22 protein-coding genes are annotated in these 18,198 nt (G+C 38.4%); 12 read left to right on the forward strand and 10 right to left on the reverse strand.

Annotation, left to right across the window (positions count from 1 at the left end; translation table 11 throughout):
• Window positions 1-114 precede the first annotated feature (114 nt).
• The 5 genes from ACOV1Q_RS02950 to ACOV1Q_RS02970 form a co-directional block, all read right to left on the reverse strand.
• Complete coding sequence (locus ACOV1Q_RS02950) at window positions 115-1,092, reverse strand: ribonucleotide-diphosphate reductase subunit beta (RefSeq protein WP_424492945.1); 978 nt, start codon at window positions 1,090-1,092, stop codon at window positions 115-117.
• Window positions 1,093-1,403: 311 nt separating this feature from the next.
• The gene (locus tag ACOV1Q_RS02955; RefSeq protein WP_424492946.1) at window positions 1,404-2,483 is read right to left on the reverse strand and encodes a Gfo/Idh/MocA family protein; all 1,080 of its coding nucleotides are present in this window, start codon (window positions 2,481-2,483) and stop codon (window positions 1,404-1,406) included.
• Window positions 2,484-2,688: 205 nt separating this feature from the next.
• Window positions 2,689-3,045, reverse strand: a complete 357-nt coding sequence (locus ACOV1Q_RS02960; RefSeq protein ID WP_424492947.1) for a DUF4870 domain-containing protein — start codon at window positions 3,043-3,045, stop codon at window positions 2,689-2,691.
• Between the two features lie 39 nt (window positions 3,046-3,084).
• Window positions 3,085-3,906, reverse strand: coding sequence for a DUF4412 domain-containing protein (locus tag ACOV1Q_RS02965; RefSeq protein WP_424492948.1), 822 nt, complete (start codon window positions 3,904-3,906; stop codon window positions 3,085-3,087).
• Window positions 3,907-4,160: 254 nt separating this feature from the next.
• On the reverse strand, window positions 4,161-4,730 hold the full coding sequence (locus ACOV1Q_RS02970; RefSeq protein ID WP_424492949.1) for a DUF3109 family protein: 570 nt from the start codon (window positions 4,728-4,730) through the stop codon (window positions 4,161-4,163).
• Window positions 4,731-4,861: 131 nt separating this feature from the next.
• Here ACOV1Q_RS02970 and ACOV1Q_RS02975 point away from each other — a divergent pair, with 131 nt between their 5' ends.
• The 3 genes from ACOV1Q_RS02975 to ACOV1Q_RS02985 are packed head-to-tail and all read left to right on the forward strand — an operon-like array spanning window position 4,862 to window position 6,237.
• Complete coding sequence (locus ACOV1Q_RS02975; protein ID WP_424492950.1) at window positions 4,862-5,437, forward strand: MarC family protein; 576 nt, start codon at window positions 4,862-4,864, stop codon at window positions 5,435-5,437.
• Window positions 5,434-5,631: a hypothetical protein gene (locus ACOV1Q_RS02980; RefSeq protein WP_424492951.1), complete on the forward strand. Its 198-nt coding sequence runs from the start codon at window positions 5,434-5,436 to the stop codon at window positions 5,629-5,631. Before ACOV1Q_RS02975 ends, ACOV1Q_RS02980 begins: the two co-directional genes overlap by 4 nt.
• Window positions 5,632-6,237, forward strand: coding sequence for an FAD-dependent oxidoreductase (locus ACOV1Q_RS02985; protein ID WP_424492952.1), 606 nt, complete (start codon window positions 5,632-5,634; stop codon window positions 6,235-6,237). It begins immediately after the preceding gene.
• A 100-nt stretch (window positions 6,238-6,337) separates the two neighbouring features.
• On the opposite strand, the gene ACOV1Q_RS02990 is transcribed toward ACOV1Q_RS02985, so the two are convergent.
• The 4 genes from ACOV1Q_RS02990 to ACOV1Q_RS03005 all read right to left on the reverse strand — a co-directional run bounded on the left by ACOV1Q_RS02990 (window position 6,338) and on the right by ACOV1Q_RS03005 (window position 10,043).
• Window positions 6,338-7,942, reverse strand: coding sequence for a S41 family peptidase (locus tag ACOV1Q_RS02990; RefSeq protein ID WP_424492953.1), 1,605 nt, complete (start codon window positions 7,940-7,942; stop codon window positions 6,338-6,340).
• Window positions 7,939-8,370, reverse strand: a complete 432-nt coding sequence (locus ACOV1Q_RS02995) for a deoxycytidylate deaminase (RefSeq protein ID WP_424492954.1) — start codon at window positions 8,368-8,370, stop codon at window positions 7,939-7,941. The genes ACOV1Q_RS02990 and ACOV1Q_RS02995 overlap by 4 nt, the downstream gene beginning before the upstream one ends.
• A gap of 96 nt (window positions 8,371-8,466) precedes the next feature.
• Window positions 8,467-9,051 carry a HupE/UreJ family protein gene (locus tag ACOV1Q_RS03000; RefSeq protein WP_424492955.1) on the reverse strand — a complete coding sequence of 195 codons (585 nt, stop codon included), beginning with the start codon at window positions 9,049-9,051 and terminating at the stop codon, window positions 8,467-8,469.
• An 86-nt stretch (window positions 9,052-9,137) separates the two neighbouring features.
• Complete coding sequence (locus tag ACOV1Q_RS03005; protein WP_424492956.1) at window positions 9,138-10,043, reverse strand: hypothetical protein; 906 nt, start codon at window positions 10,041-10,043, stop codon at window positions 9,138-9,140.
• 200 nt (window positions 10,044-10,243) lie between these two features.
• Between ACOV1Q_RS03005 and ACOV1Q_RS03010 the strand changes: the two genes are divergently transcribed.
• The 9 genes from ACOV1Q_RS03010 to ACOV1Q_RS03050 all read left to right on the forward strand — a co-directional run bounded on the left by ACOV1Q_RS03010 (window position 10,244) and on the right by ACOV1Q_RS03050 (window position 17,538).
• Window positions 10,244-10,477 carry a hypothetical protein gene (locus ACOV1Q_RS03010; protein ID WP_424492957.1) on the forward strand — a complete coding sequence of 78 codons (234 nt, stop codon included), beginning with the start codon at window positions 10,244-10,246 and terminating at the stop codon, window positions 10,475-10,477.
• A 1,735-nt stretch (window positions 10,478-12,212) separates the two neighbouring features.
• Window positions 12,213-12,959, forward strand: a complete 747-nt coding sequence (locus ACOV1Q_RS03015; RefSeq protein WP_424492958.1) for a ferritin-like domain-containing protein — start codon at window positions 12,213-12,215, stop codon at window positions 12,957-12,959.
• 28 nt (window positions 12,960-12,987) lie between these two features.
• Window positions 12,988-13,827, forward strand: a complete 840-nt coding sequence (locus tag ACOV1Q_RS03020; protein ID WP_424492959.1) for a ferritin-like domain-containing protein — start codon at window positions 12,988-12,990, stop codon at window positions 13,825-13,827.
• Between the two features lie 112 nt (window positions 13,828-13,939).
• Window positions 13,940-14,137, forward strand: a complete 198-nt coding sequence (locus ACOV1Q_RS03025) for a Sec-independent protein translocase subunit TatA/TatB (RefSeq protein ID WP_424492960.1) — start codon at window positions 13,940-13,942, stop codon at window positions 14,135-14,137.
• Between the two features lie 134 nt (window positions 14,138-14,271).
• Window positions 14,272-15,108 carry a twin-arginine translocase subunit TatC gene (gene tatC, locus ACOV1Q_RS03030; RefSeq protein ID WP_424492961.1) on the forward strand — a complete coding sequence of 279 codons (837 nt, stop codon included), beginning with the start codon at window positions 14,272-14,274 and terminating at the stop codon, window positions 15,106-15,108.
• A gap of 88 nt (window positions 15,109-15,196) precedes the next feature.
• Window positions 15,197-15,478, forward strand: coding sequence for a Sec-independent protein translocase subunit TatA/TatB (locus tag ACOV1Q_RS03035; RefSeq protein WP_424492962.1), 282 nt, complete (start codon window positions 15,197-15,199; stop codon window positions 15,476-15,478).
• Between the two features lie 388 nt (window positions 15,479-15,866).
• A complete protein-coding gene (locus ACOV1Q_RS03040) occupies window positions 15,867-16,397 on the forward strand; it encodes an RNA polymerase sigma factor (protein ID WP_424492963.1) in 531 nt (176 codons plus the stop codon).
• Between the two features lie 32 nt (window positions 16,398-16,429).
• A complete protein-coding gene (locus ACOV1Q_RS03045) occupies window positions 16,430-17,188 on the forward strand; it encodes an anti-sigma factor (protein WP_424492964.1) in 759 nt (252 codons plus the stop codon).
• A gap of 197 nt (window positions 17,189-17,385) precedes the next feature.
• On the forward strand, window positions 17,386-17,538 hold the full coding sequence (locus ACOV1Q_RS03050) for a hypothetical protein (RefSeq protein ID WP_424492965.1): 153 nt from the start codon (window positions 17,386-17,388) through the stop codon (window positions 17,536-17,538).
• 139 nt (window positions 17,539-17,677) lie between these two features.
• Here ACOV1Q_RS03050 and ACOV1Q_RS03055 read toward each other — a convergent pair whose 3' ends face one another.
• On the reverse strand, window positions 17,678-18,121 hold the full coding sequence (locus ACOV1Q_RS03055; protein WP_424492966.1) for an Lrp/AsnC family transcriptional regulator: 444 nt from the start codon (window positions 18,119-18,121) through the stop codon (window positions 17,678-17,680).
• Between the last annotated feature and the right edge of the window lie 77 nt (window positions 18,122-18,198).

Below are 18,198 nucleotides of genomic sequence, written 5' to 3' on the forward strand. Positions count from 1 at the left end.
GGGAAATAGAATCCCTGGGGTTCAAAAAAAACCGTTTTAAAACTATTTTTAATATAAGTACGAATAACACCGCGTTGGGGGCTCCGCGATGCTACTCGTTATTTTTGGAATATTCTAGAAATCGGCGTCGAAACTAATTTTGTCAGACTCCTTGTCTTTGTTCATAACGCCGGCTTTTTGATATTCACCCACACGTTTCTCAAAGAAGTTGGTTTTTCCCTGGAGGTTGATCATATCCATAAAATCAAACGGATTTGCAGTGCCGTATTCTTTTTCGCATTCCAGCTCCACAAGCAATCTGTCGGTTACAAATTCCAGGTATTGCGTCATCAATTTGGCATTCATCCCTATAAGGCTCACAGGAAGTGATTCGGTGATGAATTCCCTCTCGATATTTAACGCATCTACGATGATCTCACGAATGCGTTCTTTCGATACTTTGTTCACAAGGTGATTGTTGTGCAGGTGAACGGCAAAATCGCAATGTACACCTTCATCTCTTGAGATCAACTCATTGGAGAAAGTAAGACCGGGCATCAAACCACGTTTTTTAAGCCAGAAAATGGAACAAAATGCTCCGGAAAAGAAGATCCCTTCTACTGCGGCAAACGCAATTAATCTTTCAGCAAAAGAATCAGATTCTATCCATTTTAGAGCCCACTCTGCCTTTTTCTTTATCGCGGGGAATACTTCCAGCGCTCTAAAAAGCTGATCTTTTTCCTTTTCATCCTTCACATAAGTATCTATGAGTAGGGAATAGGTTTCTGAATGAATATTTTCCATCATGATCTGGAAACCATAGAAGAATTTCGCCTCGGCATACTGTACTTCATTCACAAAATTCTCGGCCAGATTTTCATTTACGATCCCGTCTGATGCTGCAAAGAATGCAAGAATATGCTTTATGAAATAGCGCTCATCTGAATTTAATTTGTCATTCCAGTCAGAAAGATCCTGGTGGAGGTCAATTTCTTCAGCAGTCCAGAAACTGGCTTCCATTTTCTTGTACCAATCCCAGATGTCGTGATGTTTAATAGGAAAAATTACGAATCGGTCTTTGTTTTCTTGTAAAATGGGTTCCAGCTGAGCCATATCCTTTTAATTGATTGGGTTAATTTTATTGAAGTCGGTCTAACAAAGATTGCAAATTGTAGGACAGGATATAAGCAGGATGGCTAAAGCTTTTCAACAAAGTTTTCAACACCAAAAAATAACGTTGTTATTGATATTTTGTTAAGGTGTTTATTTAATCATTTGATATACAGTTAATTAAAAGGTGTTAACAAATTTAAGAACAGCCCTGAATTTCCTCTTAGATAGTGCTCAAAGCCTTGTTTTTCCTACAATTTTTCCGAAGGACGAAAGGTTGAAAAAACCAGATGAAAATTGTCAATTTTGGATATCTAGAGGGAAAGAGTTTGTCCATTTTTTGCGGCAGATTCATAGATTTTTTCTACAATTTCTATGTCTCGAAGTCCTTCTTCTCCCGGGACTAAAACCGGTCTATTCTGAAGGATTGCAAGCGCATCGTCATCCATTTGTACTGCCTGTTGGTTTTTCCCGAAAGGCTCGAGTACTGTCCCGTCACTCGCTTTTCCTTTCACCCCGGAATATGCCTGAAAAGGTCGCAGATAATAGCTGCCGTTTTCGCAATTGATCTCGAGATTGTTCAAATTTTCTCCAAAGCTGGTACGGCAGTTCGCAGTAATCCCGTTTGGAAATTGAAGTGTAAAAATGGTGGTTTCATCTACTTCATCAAATAGCTGTGGCCTGTTAGTGGTGTGAGTTGCACTTACAGAGACCGGTTCCATCCCGGTGGAATAGCGGGCAGCATTGAGACAGTAAACGCCCATGTCGTACATGGCGCCACCGCCCATTTCTTCTTCCAGCCTCCAGCCCAGGTCATTTCCGTAGAATCCCGCGGCAGAATCCACTTTTTGGATATCTCCAAAAGGTTTTGTTTCGGCCCATTTCATAATGGTTTGAGTATTTTTCTCGTGCTGCATGCGGTAACCAATGGAAAGTTTGATCCCGTTTTTATTGCAGGCCTCTATAATTCGGCGGCATTCTTTAGCAGTAGGCGCCATAGGTTTTTCACACCACACGTGCTTACCGGCATTTGCTGCAATTATAGAATATTTAGGATGCATGGAATTTGGCAGGACGATGTAAATTATATCAATGTCATCGTTATTCGCCACCTGGTGCATATTTTCATAATTATACACATTGCTGTCTTTAATACCATATTTTTTCTGCCACTGCGGAATTTTCTCAGGACTCCCGGTTACAATGCCGCGGAGTTCGCAATGCTGGGTTTGCTGAAGTGCAGGCGCCAGCAAGTTTGTGCTGTAATATCCAAGCCCAACCAAAGCCACACCCAGTTTTTTCTGCGGCTTCGGAATTAGAAATCTGGGAAACGGAAGACTAAATGCAGTTAATACTAAACCAGATTTTTTGATGAAATTTCTTCGGTTTTCCATAGCATCTTTTTTATAAGAAGCTTAAAATTAATCATTTAAAAACATTGAAACAGAGGAAATAACTTTCTCTCGAAAAATTAGCTTTTAATTATAGCTTTCCATCCTCATCATGCGGTTATTCATTGAGGTGGGGATATAAATTAATTCCGAAGCATTAAAGGCTCCCCGAAGCACCGTGTCAAAAAGACCTTTTTCAGCAATAATTCTAAATGTTCCTAAACCATTCCTCAAAGTAATCTCCCACCAATGGTATCGGTTCTTTCTTATTGTTAAGGGCATTTACGAGTCCCATGATCCACAAGACCAGTAGAAAAATGGAACCTAAAAAACTAATTAGCCAACCCAGGAATGGGATCATTCCAATGATGCCCAGTCCAAAGCCAAATAATGTAAGCCCCAGGGACTGTTTTATATGGTAAGTGCTAAATTCATTCTTCTTGTCGTTATTCATGATAAAGGCGATAATTAAACCTATGACGGTGAGATAAGCGATCACTGCTATTGTTTTCGCATCAAAGCTACCGCTACCTGCTTGATTGGAACTGTGCGTATCCTTTTCCATTTTTGTGAAACTATTGGAGTTGTAAAATCAGGTTGGGAATTATCCGCCTATGGCTGTGTAATTTGCCTTCTTTATAACAAAATCTTTTTTCTGGATATTGGTGCAGGTCATGGAGACGCTTTTTTGAGGATTGTTCTTGTCGTTCATTTGCATTTCCATCATCAATCCCTCGCTCAATTTTAACCACTCGGCATCAAAACCCCTCGGAAATTTTTTTTGGTTGGTTTGGAAGAGGTCTGTAAAACTTAATCCGGCTTCATCGGTGACATAAAATTCGTAGATATAACCCTCATTTTCGGCCCGGTAACCCTGGCATGTATAGCCCAGGATCTCTTTGGTCCCAATCTCTTCCATTTTGATGTCCTTGTATTGGTTTTGCATTTCTTCAGATTCTGCATTAGAGACATCAATTTTGGAGGCCATAACCATGTTGTTTTGGCCAGAGTTCATAAAAATTACCGTGAGATCATTAGCGTTATCCAGCACCGTTACCATACTTTGTGCCTGCGGAATTTTAAATCCGACATAAGGCGCGTCTTCTTGTAAAAGGTAAACCATTTCCATAGCGCCTTCACGAGTAGACATTTCCATGGTGTATTCCCAATTAAAGTCGTAGGATTCCGGGATTAATGCGGGATCCACTCTTTCGGCTCCAAAAGAGATCGCTGAATTGCTCAGGCTTTTCTCCCACATATTGTTTAGGGATTTTTCTGTTTCGCCCGCAGCCTTGTCTGAGACATTTTCAGTCACAGTATTTTCAACTTTTTCTTCAACTTTTTTCTTTAATTTTTTGAAGAACTGGGCCTGCACATTGGGAGCTGCTAATGTAAAGATGATAATTAAAGCAATTAACTTTTTCATAAGCTTTGATTTTAAGTGATACTATCTAAAGCCGGCGGGGAAGCGCAGTAGAATAAGCTAAGGTGTGGGGATCAAAAATGGCATTTTTGGAAGAGTTTATTCCAAAAATTTCAGACTAAAGATACCAAATTAAAACAGATAAAGAAATTTCTCGCGTAGAAAATCGAAAGTCAAAATATTGAAAACCAGTTCCTTTGAAGCTTAAGGTTTGCTGGAAGGAAGATGTGAAAAAGCTAAAGTTTTAAAAATAAGCTTTATTTCTTCATTTTTTGAGCAACCTTCTCAAGTTCTTCATACCAATCTTCACCAAACTTCCTGATAAGGGCTTCTTTGACGAACTTATATACAGGAACTTGTAGTTCTTTTCCAAGCGTACACGCGTCATCGCAAATATACCAGTGGTGATAATTTACAGCAGAAAACTCGGAATAATCCTGCACACGCACAGGATACATATGGCAGGAAACCGGCTTTTTCCAGGAGATTTCGCCCTGGTTGTAAGCTTCCTCAATTCCGCAGAGCGCCGTTCCAAATTTATCGATAGTAACATAAGCACAGTCGGCGCCGTCAATAAGTGGGGTTTCAAATTCACCATCTTCCCCTATCACCGAGGTCCCCTGGGCTTCAATCACCTCAATTCCTTCCTTTCGAAGAAAAGGCTTGACTTTGGGGTAAATTTCTTCTAGAATCTTTGTTTCCTCTTTATCTAATGGTGCACCGGCATCTCCTGCGATGCAGCAGGCACCTTTGCAGGCAGAAAGATTGCACACAAAATCCTTTTCGAGGATCTCTTCTGAAATGATGGTTTTTCCTAATTGAAACATGCCGCAAAGATAAATGTTCTAAATGTTTAAGCACAAGAAATTGTGGTTCTATATTTGGTCAAAATAAATTTTTCTTCGGGTTATTTCATTGTTGTTTTTCACAGTACTTTTGCGGCGTAAAATAAAGGCTTATGAAACTAGATTTTCGGGAAATAGCATCTGCCAGCATGATTCTTTTTGCGGTGATTGATATTATTGGTAGCATTCCTATCATTATTGATCTTCGGAAAAAAGCAGGACATATTCAAAGTGAAAAGGCAACAATCGTTGCGGGCGCTTTGATGATCATCTTCCTTTTCCTTGGAAAAGAGATCCTAAACCTTATTGGAATAGATGTAAATTCTTTTGCCGTTGCCGGTGCCCTTATCCTGTTCTTCCTTGCTTTGGAAATGATCCTGGGAGTTACACTTTACAAGGATGAAGCGCCCGAAACCGCTGCGGTTGTTCCACTTGCGTTTCCGCTAATTGCAGGTGCAGGAACCATGACTTCTATTCTTTCTTTAAGAGCAGAATATGAAGCTGTTAATATTATGGCAGCCATCGTAATAAATAGTATTTTTGTCTACCTTGTTTTAAAATCTTCTAAAAGAATAGAAGGTTTCCTCGGAAAACAGGGAATTAATGTTATTCGAAAAATATTTGGAGTGATCTTGCTTGCTATTGCTGTGAAGCTCTTTGCTGCAAATATCAAGAACTTATTTATATGAAAATCCTCATCTACACCTTAATTGCATTGGCCATAGGCCTTATTGCATACAATATGACCTTTCTTGATTTTGATAACCTCATGCATAATGACAGTGGTACTGCATTAATTGGCATTCTTTGTTCCAGCATTGTGATCGTATTAATGATCATTTTGCTAATGTCTAAGGCGATTGCCAAAAAAGCAAAGAATTAAGTGGATTTTGATGTTTTAATCGTTGGCGGTGGTGCTGCAGGGATGTCCTGTGCGCTGGTCATTGGTTCGGGTATGTCCAAACCCTATGCTGAAGGTAAAAAAGCAGGAATTATCATGCATCAGAAGACCTCACACCTGCAAAGTGCCATTTTTAATAATGCCCTAGGAGTTTCCCCCGGAACATCAGGAAAGGAGATACTGAAAGCAGGGCAGGAGCAACTGCAGCAACTTTATCCCGAGGTGGTTCAGCTTCATAAGGAAAAGGTGCTGGAAATTACATTTTTGGAGCAGGGGTTTGAGGTGAAAACCAATAAGAATGTTTATACCGCTGCAAAGGTAGTTATCGCTGTTGGTTACACAAACCTGGTGAACATCAAAGGTCTTGAGCCTTATGTGGTTCCGCATGAAAAAACAAAAGCCGAAAAAGAGAGAATTCAGCTTCAAAATGAAGATCATTTAGTAGCATCGGGACTTTATGTAGCCGGAACTTTAGCCGGCTGGCGTTCTCAGTTTTCCATCGCCTGCGGAAGTGGTGCCTCAGTAGGAACAGACATTCTTACGGCATGGAATTGTGGAGAACATACCAAGGTGCACGATAAGCTATAGTTTCCTCTGTAACTTTTCAGAAATGATTGCTAAAATGGCATTTTTGAAAGCCCAGGAGGTGCGGGTGTTGTAAAACCCGCGTTATGGGAAATTTGGATGATTAATCTAAAGAGGATTTCCGTTCCCGGGAAATTTCCACTACTTTTTCAATCATGGAATCACCCTGGTTCACGATTTGTTCAAAAACATTGGTGCCATATAATTGTTGAGCAATGGTGGCCCGCAGGTACTGCTTCAGTAACGGAGTATATTCCTCCACCTGCAGTTCGTAGCCTTGTATTGCTATGTAATCAATAAAATCCTGCACCATTTGACCGTCCACTAGAGTAGTGTCATTAAATTCCTGCAGGCTAAGATTATTGTAGTATTCCCGGTTCCTTTCGAGCACTTCAAAAATGAACCTGTTCATAAAAGGGCTGCGCAAAATAAAACTAAGACTTTCCTTTTCATAATCGGTGTCCTTGGGGACGAAAACATCGGGGATGATGCCACCACCGCCGTAGACTGTTCTTCCGCCGGGGGTCGTGTATTTTAAAGAGTCTACTACCGTAATGCTGTCGGCGCTAACCAGCTCTCCATTTTTATAGCGGTCAAGATAATCATTAAAATAAGCTTTATTTCCATGGTCATACGGCTTCTGAATCGATCTTCCTGTAGGAGTATAGTACCTCGCAATAGTAAGCCTAACTGCACTGCCATCTCCCAGTGCCATTTCGCGTTGTACAAGGCCTTTTCCGTAGGAACGGCGTCCTACGATTAAGCCTTTGTCATTATCCTGAAGTGCCCCTGCTACAATTTCACTGGCAGAAGCAGAATTTTCATTGATAAGAACATATATTTCACCCTCTTCAAAATTACCTTTTTCGGTAGAAAAGGTCTTTTCCATAGTGCCTTTCCGGTTCTTGGTGAGAAGAATGAGCTGATCATCTTTAAGAAATTCGTCCACCATTTTTGTGGCTTCTCCAAGATATCCTCCAGGATTGTTCCGAAGATCGAGCGCAATTTGGGTGGCGCCCAATTTTTTCAAGGCGATAAGACTCTCCCTGAATTCTTCATAAGTGGATTCTGCAAACCTGTTTACCTTGATGTAACCAAGGGATTCGGATAACATATATGCGGCATCTACACTCTTAAGCGGTACTTTTCCTCTCCGGATATCAAATTGAAGTAATTGAGGTATTCCTTTTCGAAGGACTTTTAATTCTACGGTGCTGTTTTCTTCCCCTTTTAAATGAGAAGTAAGGGAATCTTCACTAACATTCTTGTTGAACAAGGGAGTGCCGTTGGCGTAAAGAATACGATCGCCACCACGTATGCCTGCTTTTTCGCTGGGACCACCTTCGAGAGCCTGGATGACCGCAATCGTGTCATTGATGTTGTAAAAACTAACTCCTATTCCCACGAAATCGCCCTGCATTCGTTCGGTAAGGGCAGAATATTCCTGCTCAGGGATATAGACAGAATGCGGATCAAGATTTCGTAAAATGCCATTTACGGTTACATCTACCACGCTGTCAACATTTACATCATCTACATATTCATACTCGATATAATCTATAAGTCGGGTTAATTTTTCCTTCTTCTTATTAGCTGATAGCAGCCCGGATGAATAATTTGAGAAATTTAATTTTGCGCCAAGGATAACTCCTACGGCGCAGGCAAGGCCGAGTAATAATGGTAAATATTTTTTAGAGTATCCTTTCAACTGTCCAGTTCATGTATTTGTTCCAGTTCAACTCCTGCTTTTTCCAGGAATTCAAGACCGGAATTGTCTTTGTAAGCTGTGTGATACACCAGGCGTTTAATGCCTGACTGGTGTATTAACTTACTGCATTCCTTACAAGGGGACATGGTAATATACAATGTTGCTCCCTGGCAGGACTGCGTAGAAGCAGCTACCTTCAGAATAGCATTCGCCTCTGCATGCAGCACATACCATTTAGTGTATCCCTCATCATCTTCACAATAATTTTCAAATCCTGTAGGTGTGCCATTGTAGCCATCAGAAATTATCATTCTGTTTTTCACAATAAGCGCGCCAACTTTCCTTCGTTCACAGTGGGAAAGTTTCCCCCATTCTTGCGCAATTCGCAAATAAGCTTTATCGTATTTTAGCTGTTTTTTATCAGACATATATATTACGAACTTTTGAGTGATAAATATTTATAACAGCCTGTTTACTAAATTATTGTAAGTGCTCATTATAACCAATTTATCCTTTGTAAATTTTTACCAAAAAATATTTTCGATGAGCATTGGTATGGCAAAACCTATAACAATAGAGGAGACCACTAAAATCCAATCCCTATGTGTAAACTTAAATAGGTATTGGAAGAGGAAACTGATAAGCAGTACTGCCAGGACCACAATGATTTGTGCGGCTTCAATGCCCAGTGCAAATTCCAGTAATGGTAAAGCTTTATTTGTTGCACTTCCCGAGATCATTTTAAAATAGGTCGAAAAACCGAGTCCGTGAATAATTCCGAAGAAGATGGTTGCAAAATACAGCACCTGTATTTTGTTATTCTTTCCTTTCTTCCCTGCTTTTGTGAGGTTGTAAATGGCAGTGAGTAAAATAGTGAGAGGAATAAGAAATTCTATTAATTCACTTTTCACCTTTACGATCTCAAAAGTTGATAAAGCCAGAGAAACCGTATGGCCCAGAGTAAAGAGGGTTACCAGCCAAAGAATCTTTTTCCATTCGGTGAGTGAATATGCAGCTACAAGTACAGTAATGAATAAAACATGGTCATAAGCTTGCCAGTCCAGGACATGCTCCAAACCTAAATTAAAATACAACCAAAATTGGGACATCGCTATGTTAATTTGAGAAGTAGCGAATGTACGATTTAAACTGAAATCAACAAACAGGGCTATATACAAAGCGAACCTATTGCGGTTTAGGTTGGCAGGTGGTTTTCAGCATTTTGGATAGCACACAATATTTCTTTTTTTTCGGGATGTTTTAATCGGCTTAGAAGGATGGGATACTTTTTCAAGCGGCGCAATTCTTTCCATTTTTCATGTTGGCTCAATTCCCTTGTCGATACTGTCAATCCTTGTGGATCAATAGTATATTCGAGGGAGCCGGGCACAGAGAAGGACTGCTGCTGGTAGTAGAAATTTTCAACTTTTTGAAGGTACTCTGGATATAAAGTCTTTTCCGGGGCAGGTTTGAGTGCAATTAATTCTTCTTTTAGAGCAGCTAGCTTCCTGAACTTATTGGTTTCGGGTTCACTGTATAGTACGGGAATATAGGTTTTGGCAAAGAATCTTTTTTCATAATCTTCCCATTGTATTATACCCCAGCAGGGAACAGGTTCATTGTAAAGTAACTCAAGGTTTTCGCACAACTGTTCATCCTTTTTGTTGATATAGCCTAATAATTGATCCCCAGAAGTATAAACTGCCTGTACAGTTTCGTTGGCGTATTCCTCATTAGTAACATACCCTGCAAAGAAACCCGGCTTTATTTTGTTGGTAAGACTTTCGGGTAGCTGAATCCTGGTTTTTTTGATGCACTTGTTTTTATAAATATTAGAAGCTTTGAACTTATCTTCAGCTTCCACATTAATTTTTTGAGGCTTAACAACAGCTTTAGAAGTTGCAGCGGCTCTTTTCTTCTTCTTTTTTCTGGTTTTCTCAAGGTAAGCTAAACCTCCTGCAGCCATAAGAACAACCACCCATAGCAGGAAGAGCACTCTGTAATTAATTCTTACATCATCTGTAATTAAAACAATTATGAAAGCAAAATTGAGGGTAATTATAAGAATTGTAAGAAACCCATATATTAAATACCTTTTCATTCTACGCTTGAATTGTATACACAATATACCATTAAAATTTCTTTTTACTCGATTCTGCTGAAGATCAATGCCCTCTTTGCCAGATTATAGCTACAGTCTTTATTTATTAATTTCGACGGGCTAAAGTATGATTTGTGGGGATGAAATTGGAATTTTCAGTATATTTTTAAGAATACATTATAATCAAATGAAAAGAAGGGATGCAAAAATACAGGAACTATAGCGGCAATTCGGGAGTCTCAGGTTTTGAGTTTCAGGAGGAGGCTATCCTTGTCGAATTCAATCAACAAGACATCTATAAATACACCTTTTCCAGCGCAGGGGAAAAACATGTTTTGGAAATGAAAAGGTTGGCAATCGCAGGTAAAGGGCTGAGTACATATATTTCCCGGAATGTTAAAAAAAAGTATGCTCAAATCATTCCGCAAAAGTAAACTCATAGTCTGAGATTTTATTTTGAGAAGTAAATTGTCGATAAAATTGCCTTTTTTAGGGGTTATGGAACAGAAACTTCTGGTCAGAACTGATCTATAATCTGTAAAATAATATTATACTGTCAACTATTGTAATTATATGGACTAAAGCGTTTTAACTTTTTCTGTCTTTCCTGAAAGCTTTTAATTCCATTGAATGATCTGCGGAACACCTGTGTTTGCTTAGCTTTTTTGGTAATTACATGAGGAAATAAGCTTTTTTCAATACTGAAAAACGATTTAATTTTAACACTATTTAAAATTTAACAAAAAATTTTCAAAAATTTATCTAAGTTAATTCATTAATTATTAACATATTGCGAGAGGTTTTGAGTGTAGGAAAGAATCCCCCTTATTTTCCATCTGCTCTTTAAATATCTTAAATATGACAGGGGATCTGCGAAAAATTACCATCGGCGAATTAGAAACTTCTTTATTACGAATTGGAAGGGAATTGTTTTTATTAATCTTTTTCGGGTTTTTTATCGGCTTTATTATTTGGCTGGAACTGGAATTCGAAATATCTGAACTTCTGCTGAATTGGATTTTTGGGCAGCAATAAGCTCAGCCTCTTTAGTGAAATACCGGACATTTTAGCTTTTGAATTACAGGAAACCAAGAATGGAAAATTGAGGTGGATCAAATAAAGAATAAGGAACAAACGGAAGTGAACGGTAGTTACTTCTTTTGAAATCCAAAATTAGAAGAGCTTATAAAATAAACTGCTAAACCAGAACATACCATAAGTGCGCCCTATGCTGTTTTTACTTTACGCTTAACTTCCCGTACACTATGAAAACAGCATAGGATCTGGCGCAAGTTAGTTCTGGTAGATATTGGGGCGGACAAAACGTTAATTGTCCCAAGAACATCCGGAACAACTCCCACTATTAGGAACAATGTTATCATCAAATTCGCTGCAACCGATCATTTGTCCATTATTGCTTGTTCATTCCTTAAACCTATAAAAGGTTTAGCTATAAGGCTCTCAGTTAAGCTCATAACAAAAATTAAGTACACGGGTACCTGTGCTAAAATCCTATTGTTGAAACTCTGGGCAAGAACCTCTTCTTTCTCTGCTACGAACTATTCTCTGCTTGGGCCGCTGTTACTAATCAATCATACCTACTTTTTCTTAGGGCTCCTAATAACAGGATTGAAAAAAGTAATTTCCCTTGGTTCAGAATTACTGTGATAAGTCTTAGAACGTCTTAATTAAAAAATAGATAATGAGCTGGAAATAAATAAAACAGCGGACGAAAATGATATGCCAATCGATGTCATACGTTCCGGTTCTGTGGTAAATTTTAAAACTTCATAATATGTGATGTGAAGCTATTAATTGGAAATCTTGAAAAGAGCGATAATAAGAAAAATACAATTTCTGTTCTCGTTTCTATGAGTTGGTGCTCTTTATATGCTCAGGGAGACAATACAAAGAGCAAGTGAAATCGTGGAGGTATGATTCAGAAAGGCCAGCAGCATCTTAATCATGGCAGCATGTCTAAATAAAAATAGGAAAGCTGTAAAGAAAAAGAATTTTATACTGGATTAGGAACTTTTTAAACCCGGTGAAGGAAGCCTCTGCACTTGTATTGCAGAGTAGTTCGTTTAGTTAACAATACATTAACTGTGTCAGGAAAACCATATTAAGTTTAGCTACGTAGGTATTAATGTAATTAAACAAACTTGAATTATGAAAAAACCAATTATTAAAGTGCAGCAAAAAGCGTTTGCACCAAATGGAACAGACAATTCCCGTCGACAATTCCTTAAGATGGGAAGTATAGCGGTAGTAGGATCGGGGCTTTTGCTTTCTTGCAGTAGTGATGACGATTTCACAGACCCTGTTGATCCTGATATGAAATTCGATCTTGGAAGTGGGGATGTGGGAATATTGAATTATGCATACGCTCTGGAACAGCTTGAAGCGGCATTTTACACCAAAGTCTTAGATGGAACTTATTGGGCTAGTGCCATTTCCGAAGAAAAATTAATCCTCGAAGACCTGTACAATCATGAGGTAATTCACCGTGATTTTTTTAAGGCCGCAATTACCCGAGCTGTTAATGGAGACACAAGTCAGGTTTTGCCGGAATTGGAATTTGATTTTTCATCAGTCAATTTCGGGGACAGATCTTCAGTTTTAGGAACAGCAAGAGTATTGGAAGATACGGGCGTAGCGGCTTATAATGGAGCAGGAAGTTTGCTTCAAACTCCAGATTATTTGGTGATCGCGGGTAAAATTGTCTCTGTTGAGGCCCGGCACGCTGCAGCTATCAGATCTATATTCTTGGATGATCCCAAAGCTTTTGCCGGTGATGATGTTGTAGATGAAAACGGACTGGATGTTGCCCAATCACCTTCAGAAATTTTAAAGGCAGTTGGTCAAACGGGATTCGTGAAAACAGAATTTACGGCCAATCAGTTACCAACCGGATAATCAAATTTTTAACTATATACAAAATATTATGAATATTATAAAATTTTTAGACGAATTCACATCAGAGAACCTTTTGAATAAAACTTCTTCAAGAAGAGATGCTTTTGGCACTTTTGGTTCTTTAGGAAAGAAAGCTGCGCTAGCCGCAATTCCTTTTGGTTTAGCTGCTTCCTCTGGTAAAGCTTATGCTGCACAGGATCAAAATGCAGCCATTGGAGCTTTACAATTAGCACTGACCCTGGAATATTTGGAAGCAGAATTTTATATTAAAGCTTTGGAATCTGGAGTTTTGCCAGGAGGAGGTAGGGCAGAAGCTGTTTATCAGCAAATTTCAAAACATGAATCTGCTCATGTAGCATTTTTGAAATCTGGGCTGGGGGAAAATTCAATTGAATCCCCGGAATTTGATTTTACCGCAGGAGGGACATTTGATCCTTTTAATGAAAAAGGAACCGGTCAGGAAGTGGCTTACGCACAACTTCTAGCCCTGGCCCAGGCTTTTGAAGATACTGGTGTAAGAGCATACAAAGGACAGGCAGGAAATTTAATGGGAACACAATTCTTAACCCCGGCTTTGCAGATCCATTCTGTAGAAGCTCGTCATGCCTCTGAAATTAGGAGATTAAGAGCAGATGTTATGGGATCCAGCTTGGATCAAAATGCCCTAGGTTGGATAACTCTTAATAACAGAGGACCAGGAATGCCTGAAGCAACCCAGCCTGTGTACAATGGAGAAGAGAATGTAACCCAGGGAGGGGTAAACCTTGTTAATGCAACCGATTTTGATGCTGTAGCTGTATCACAATCTTTTGATGAACCCATGAGTGGTGAAACTGCTTCTACTATTGCAGGCTTATTTATTGCATAGCGTTCTATTCTTGGAAATTAGAAAAGATTGGCGAGAATATTCGCCGTCTTTTCTCTTTTTAAAGTTGAGAATCTGCATCGACTAAATTAACAGAATAATTAAAAAAAAAATTATGGATACTCTATTTATCCCTTTAATGATTGGTACGACCCAAATTATTATGATCGTTATTGTTGTGCTTCTTCTCTTTGGCGGGAAAAAAATTCCCGAACTAATGAAAGGTTTGGGCAGCGGGATTAAAGAATTTAAAAATGCTTCGGATGACAAGGATTCACCAGAAGAATCAATCTCAAAAAAGAATGAAGCTTAATCAATATCTGTTGATTATTTGAACCAATAGATTAGAAAATGCTCGTCTTAGAAGCATTAGAATATGGGAACTATACTATTGGGAAAACTACGACGGCAAGTTGGCTGTAAGGATGCTAATATAAATTTTTTTTAATGGGGAATTATACTGAGAATACGCAGGAGATGTCTTTTTTAGATCACCTGGAGGAATTGCGCTGGCATTTGGTTAGAGCCACTTTGGCTGTATTTATTGCTGGATTTGTTGCATTCCTGGCAAAAAATTTCATTTTTGATGTACTGCTCTTTGGCCCCAGTAATATTGATTTTTTTACTTATGAGATATTATGCAGGCTCACTACTGCAATAGGATTTGAAGGAGGCTTTTGTTTTCAGGGAGAAATGCCTTTCAGTATACAAAGTCGTACAATGGGCGGGCAATTTTCAGCACATATCTGGACGTCTATTACAGCGGGTTTCATTATTGCTTTTCCTTATATTATCTATGAGTTTTGGAAATTTGTTTCTCCGGCAATGCAGCATCACGAGCGTAATTCTGCCCGCGGTTTTATCTTCATTTCCTCAATGCTCTTTTTCCTGGGTGTGCTTTTTGGCTATTATCTTATTACACCACTTTCCATAAATTTTTTGGGTAGATATCAGGTGAGTGGACAGGTGCTTAATGAATTTGACATTGACAGTTATATTGGTTTGGTGAGATCTTCAGTAGTCGCTAGCGGACTCATCTTTGAATTGCCCATTATTATTTACTTTCTCACAAAAATTGGAATTGTCACCCCTGCCTCTTTGAAGAAATATAGAAAATTTGCTCTTGTAGGGGTTTTAATTCTTTCTGCTATAATTACGCCGCCAGATATTCTGAGTCAGGTGATAGTAGCAATACCTGTACTCGTCCTGTATGAGATAAGCATTGTTATTGCCAGAATTGTAACTAGAAACGAGGAAAACGTTTCTCCAGGAAAACAACCGTAAATGACAGAATTTTTTTAGTCTGTTTTTCTGTGTCTGCTCTTCTGCACTTGCTCCATTTCAATTTAGTATTAATTCATAAATCTTTTATATGACAACACTTCCTTTATTTCTTAGCGGTCCCGAAATAGCCTTCATTTTTTTCATTTTAATAATGGTTTTTGGTGCCGATAAAATTCCTGACCTTGCCAAAGGTCTTGGAAAAGGATTGCGAGGTATAAAAAATGCTACCAACGATATTAAAAGTGAGGTAATGAGTAATGTTAATGAGCAAATGAAGGAGACGGGTGGAGTAAAGGAAAATATTCAAAAACAAGTTGACGAGACTAAGGAGGAAATCAAGGGAATAACCAATTCCATAAACAGCAAGTAACATTTTACACCCTCTAATACTTGTCTTGAAAGTAGCCTCATATTTAATGTAATCCTTTACCTTTGTATAAGAGATGGTTTCTATCCTACGCGTCTATTCATGGGAAGACCATTCTTGCCCCGGGCTTTGAAGATCCATTCTTTAGGAGCTCGGAATGCCTCTTTACTATTGCAGATATTATTTTATGGCTTCTTGATTCCATATAATGGTTTAAATGAAAAAATCGGCTAAAGGTAAAATTTAGGCGATTTCTTTTTTTACCAGGTTCTTATAATCATGAATAATTTTAAGGATAATGACGATAAGATGTGAAACATTTTTATCTATTCTTTCAGGATGATGTTGATCGTAATTATTATTTTTTAAATTTAGATCATAATTCTATTCAATGCAACAAGACCAATTAATAGCTGAACTTCAGTTAGGTAACGAAAAGGCTTTTGAACGTATCTATGAACTCTATTCAGAGAGTATCTATGGTATCATATATAGCATAATTCATGATGAAAAGATCTCTGAGGAAATTCTACAGGATGTATTCTTGAAAATATGGAACAATGCCTCGTCTTATAATTCAGACAAAGGACGATTTTTTACCTGGATTTTAAATATTGCAAGAAATGCCTCTATTGATAAAAGGAGATCCAAAGACTTCAAAGATATAGGATTAAACGTGAAGAGTGATAATTTCGTAGATATCTTGGAAGCCAGGAGTAATACTTCAGGAAAAATAGATGCTATTGGATTGCAGAAGTATATAGATATACTTGAACCTATCTGCAAAAAATTAATTGATCTTTTATTCTTTCAAGGTTTCACACAGAAAGAAAGTGCAGAAAAACTTCAAATTCCATTAGGAACTGTAAAAACCAAAAACAGGATTTGTATTGACAACTTAAGATCTAGTGTAATAAGATAATGGATATAAAAGAGTACATATCATCCGGAATTTTGGAATTATACGTTTACGGTGCACTATCGGAATCTGAAAGTGCCGAAGTGACCAGAATGCTTAAGGAGTACCCTGAAGTAAGAGCAGAGGTAGAAGAAATAGAAGAAGCATTAATAACTTTGTCAAGTGCTACGGCACCTTCTAATCCGGCATTTTTACTGGAATCTATAAAAGAAAAACTTTCAAAAAGAATCAAAACGGTACCGGTAGAACGAAGACGAAACAATTGGTCGGCATACTTGGGATGGGCAGCCAGTATAGTCTTTTTAGTTGGGCTATTCCTGATGTTTGATAAAAATCGGGAACTACAGGAATCCCTGCAGGCCTTACAGCTGGAAAACTCACAACTAGAGACAGAAATTGCAGAGGCAAGGAATGATACTGAAAAAACACGTGAGCTTTTAAGTGCATTGAGGGATAGGAATATTATAAAAGTTCCACTCCATGGCCAGGAATTTGCTCCGCAAGCTTATGCCACTGCATATTGGGATAACGATGAAAATATAACTTATATAGATGGCAAAGATCTTCCTGAACCTCCCAAAGGTATGGTTTATCAGGTATGGTCCTTGAAAATGAATCCGCTTATTCCAAGCAGTATAGGATTATTGGATGAGTTTGAAAGGGACGAGAACAAGATCTTTAAACTTGAAAACCCAAATCTTTCCGAAGGATTTGCGATCACACTCGAAACCGCAGGAGGAAGCGAAAAACCTACGCTGGAAAGATTGTATACCTTAGGTCCCGTATCCTCATAGCTTTTTAAACTTATGGTGTCATCCAGGAAGTTTCTAGGCGATCCTTTTTGTTTGATATAGGTTTGACTGAAGCAGCTTTTACATTTTTCAGGGAAACTTTTTTCGGAAGCTTTACATTGGAGTCCCAGTGGTATGGAATTTTATCCTTGATATGTTTTGAACGAATTTAACTTTCCGCATATCCTATTTTCACATTTTTGAGAAAAAAGCAGTTCACCCAATTGGTAAAGGCGCACAAGGGCCGGCTGAGTGTGGAAAGCAGCAAAGAAAATGGTACTGCTTTTGAAATCGTAATACCTAAATACAGAAACAAACCGGGAAAAACCAACGCCGTAGTCAATTTTGAATGACTTTTAGGTGCCATAAATCCTACTTATAGAATAATTAACGTGCTATAAAGGGCAGGAAAGAAATTTCTCTGCGTAGTTAAGGCTGAAAAATTAATATCTTAGTCTGAAAAAGAAGTTAAATAAATTCTTTATTAGATACTTATAAATCTTTTTTAAGGTTTGAAAGGATTAGGTAAGTTGTGGGTTCTCCAAAAACAAGTAATTTGTCGATGAAACTCTGCAAATGAAGCTGATCCCGAAGCGCAACTTTTATATGGATGTTATGCTGCCCTGTAATCCTAAAGGCCTCCATCACTTCGGGACAGGAATTAATTTCAGAAATGGCACTCTGGAATTTTCCGCTGAAGATCTTTAGCATGATCACCACTTCCAGAGTATTTCCCATAAGAGATTGATCCAGTACCACACTATAAGCCCGAATTAAACCTAGGTCTTCCATTCTTTTGATTCTTTCCCTTACCGACGAGGCAGAGAGAAATATTTTCTTGCTTATTTCTGCAAAGGAGGCCCGGGAATTTTTTTTAAGTAACTCCAAAATTTTCCTGTCGAGTTCGTCAGGCATTGATTCGTTGGTATTGTTCATAAAAATCCGTTTTTCTATACAAAAATTATGCTTTTCACCCTTTAATCATCTTCGTAGGAGCGAATGTAGCAATTAAT

The sequence above is a fragment of the Salinimicrobium maris genome, assembly GCF_049680855.1.
GTDB lineage: Bacteria > Bacteroidota > Bacteroidia > Flavobacteriales > Flavobacteriaceae > Salinimicrobium.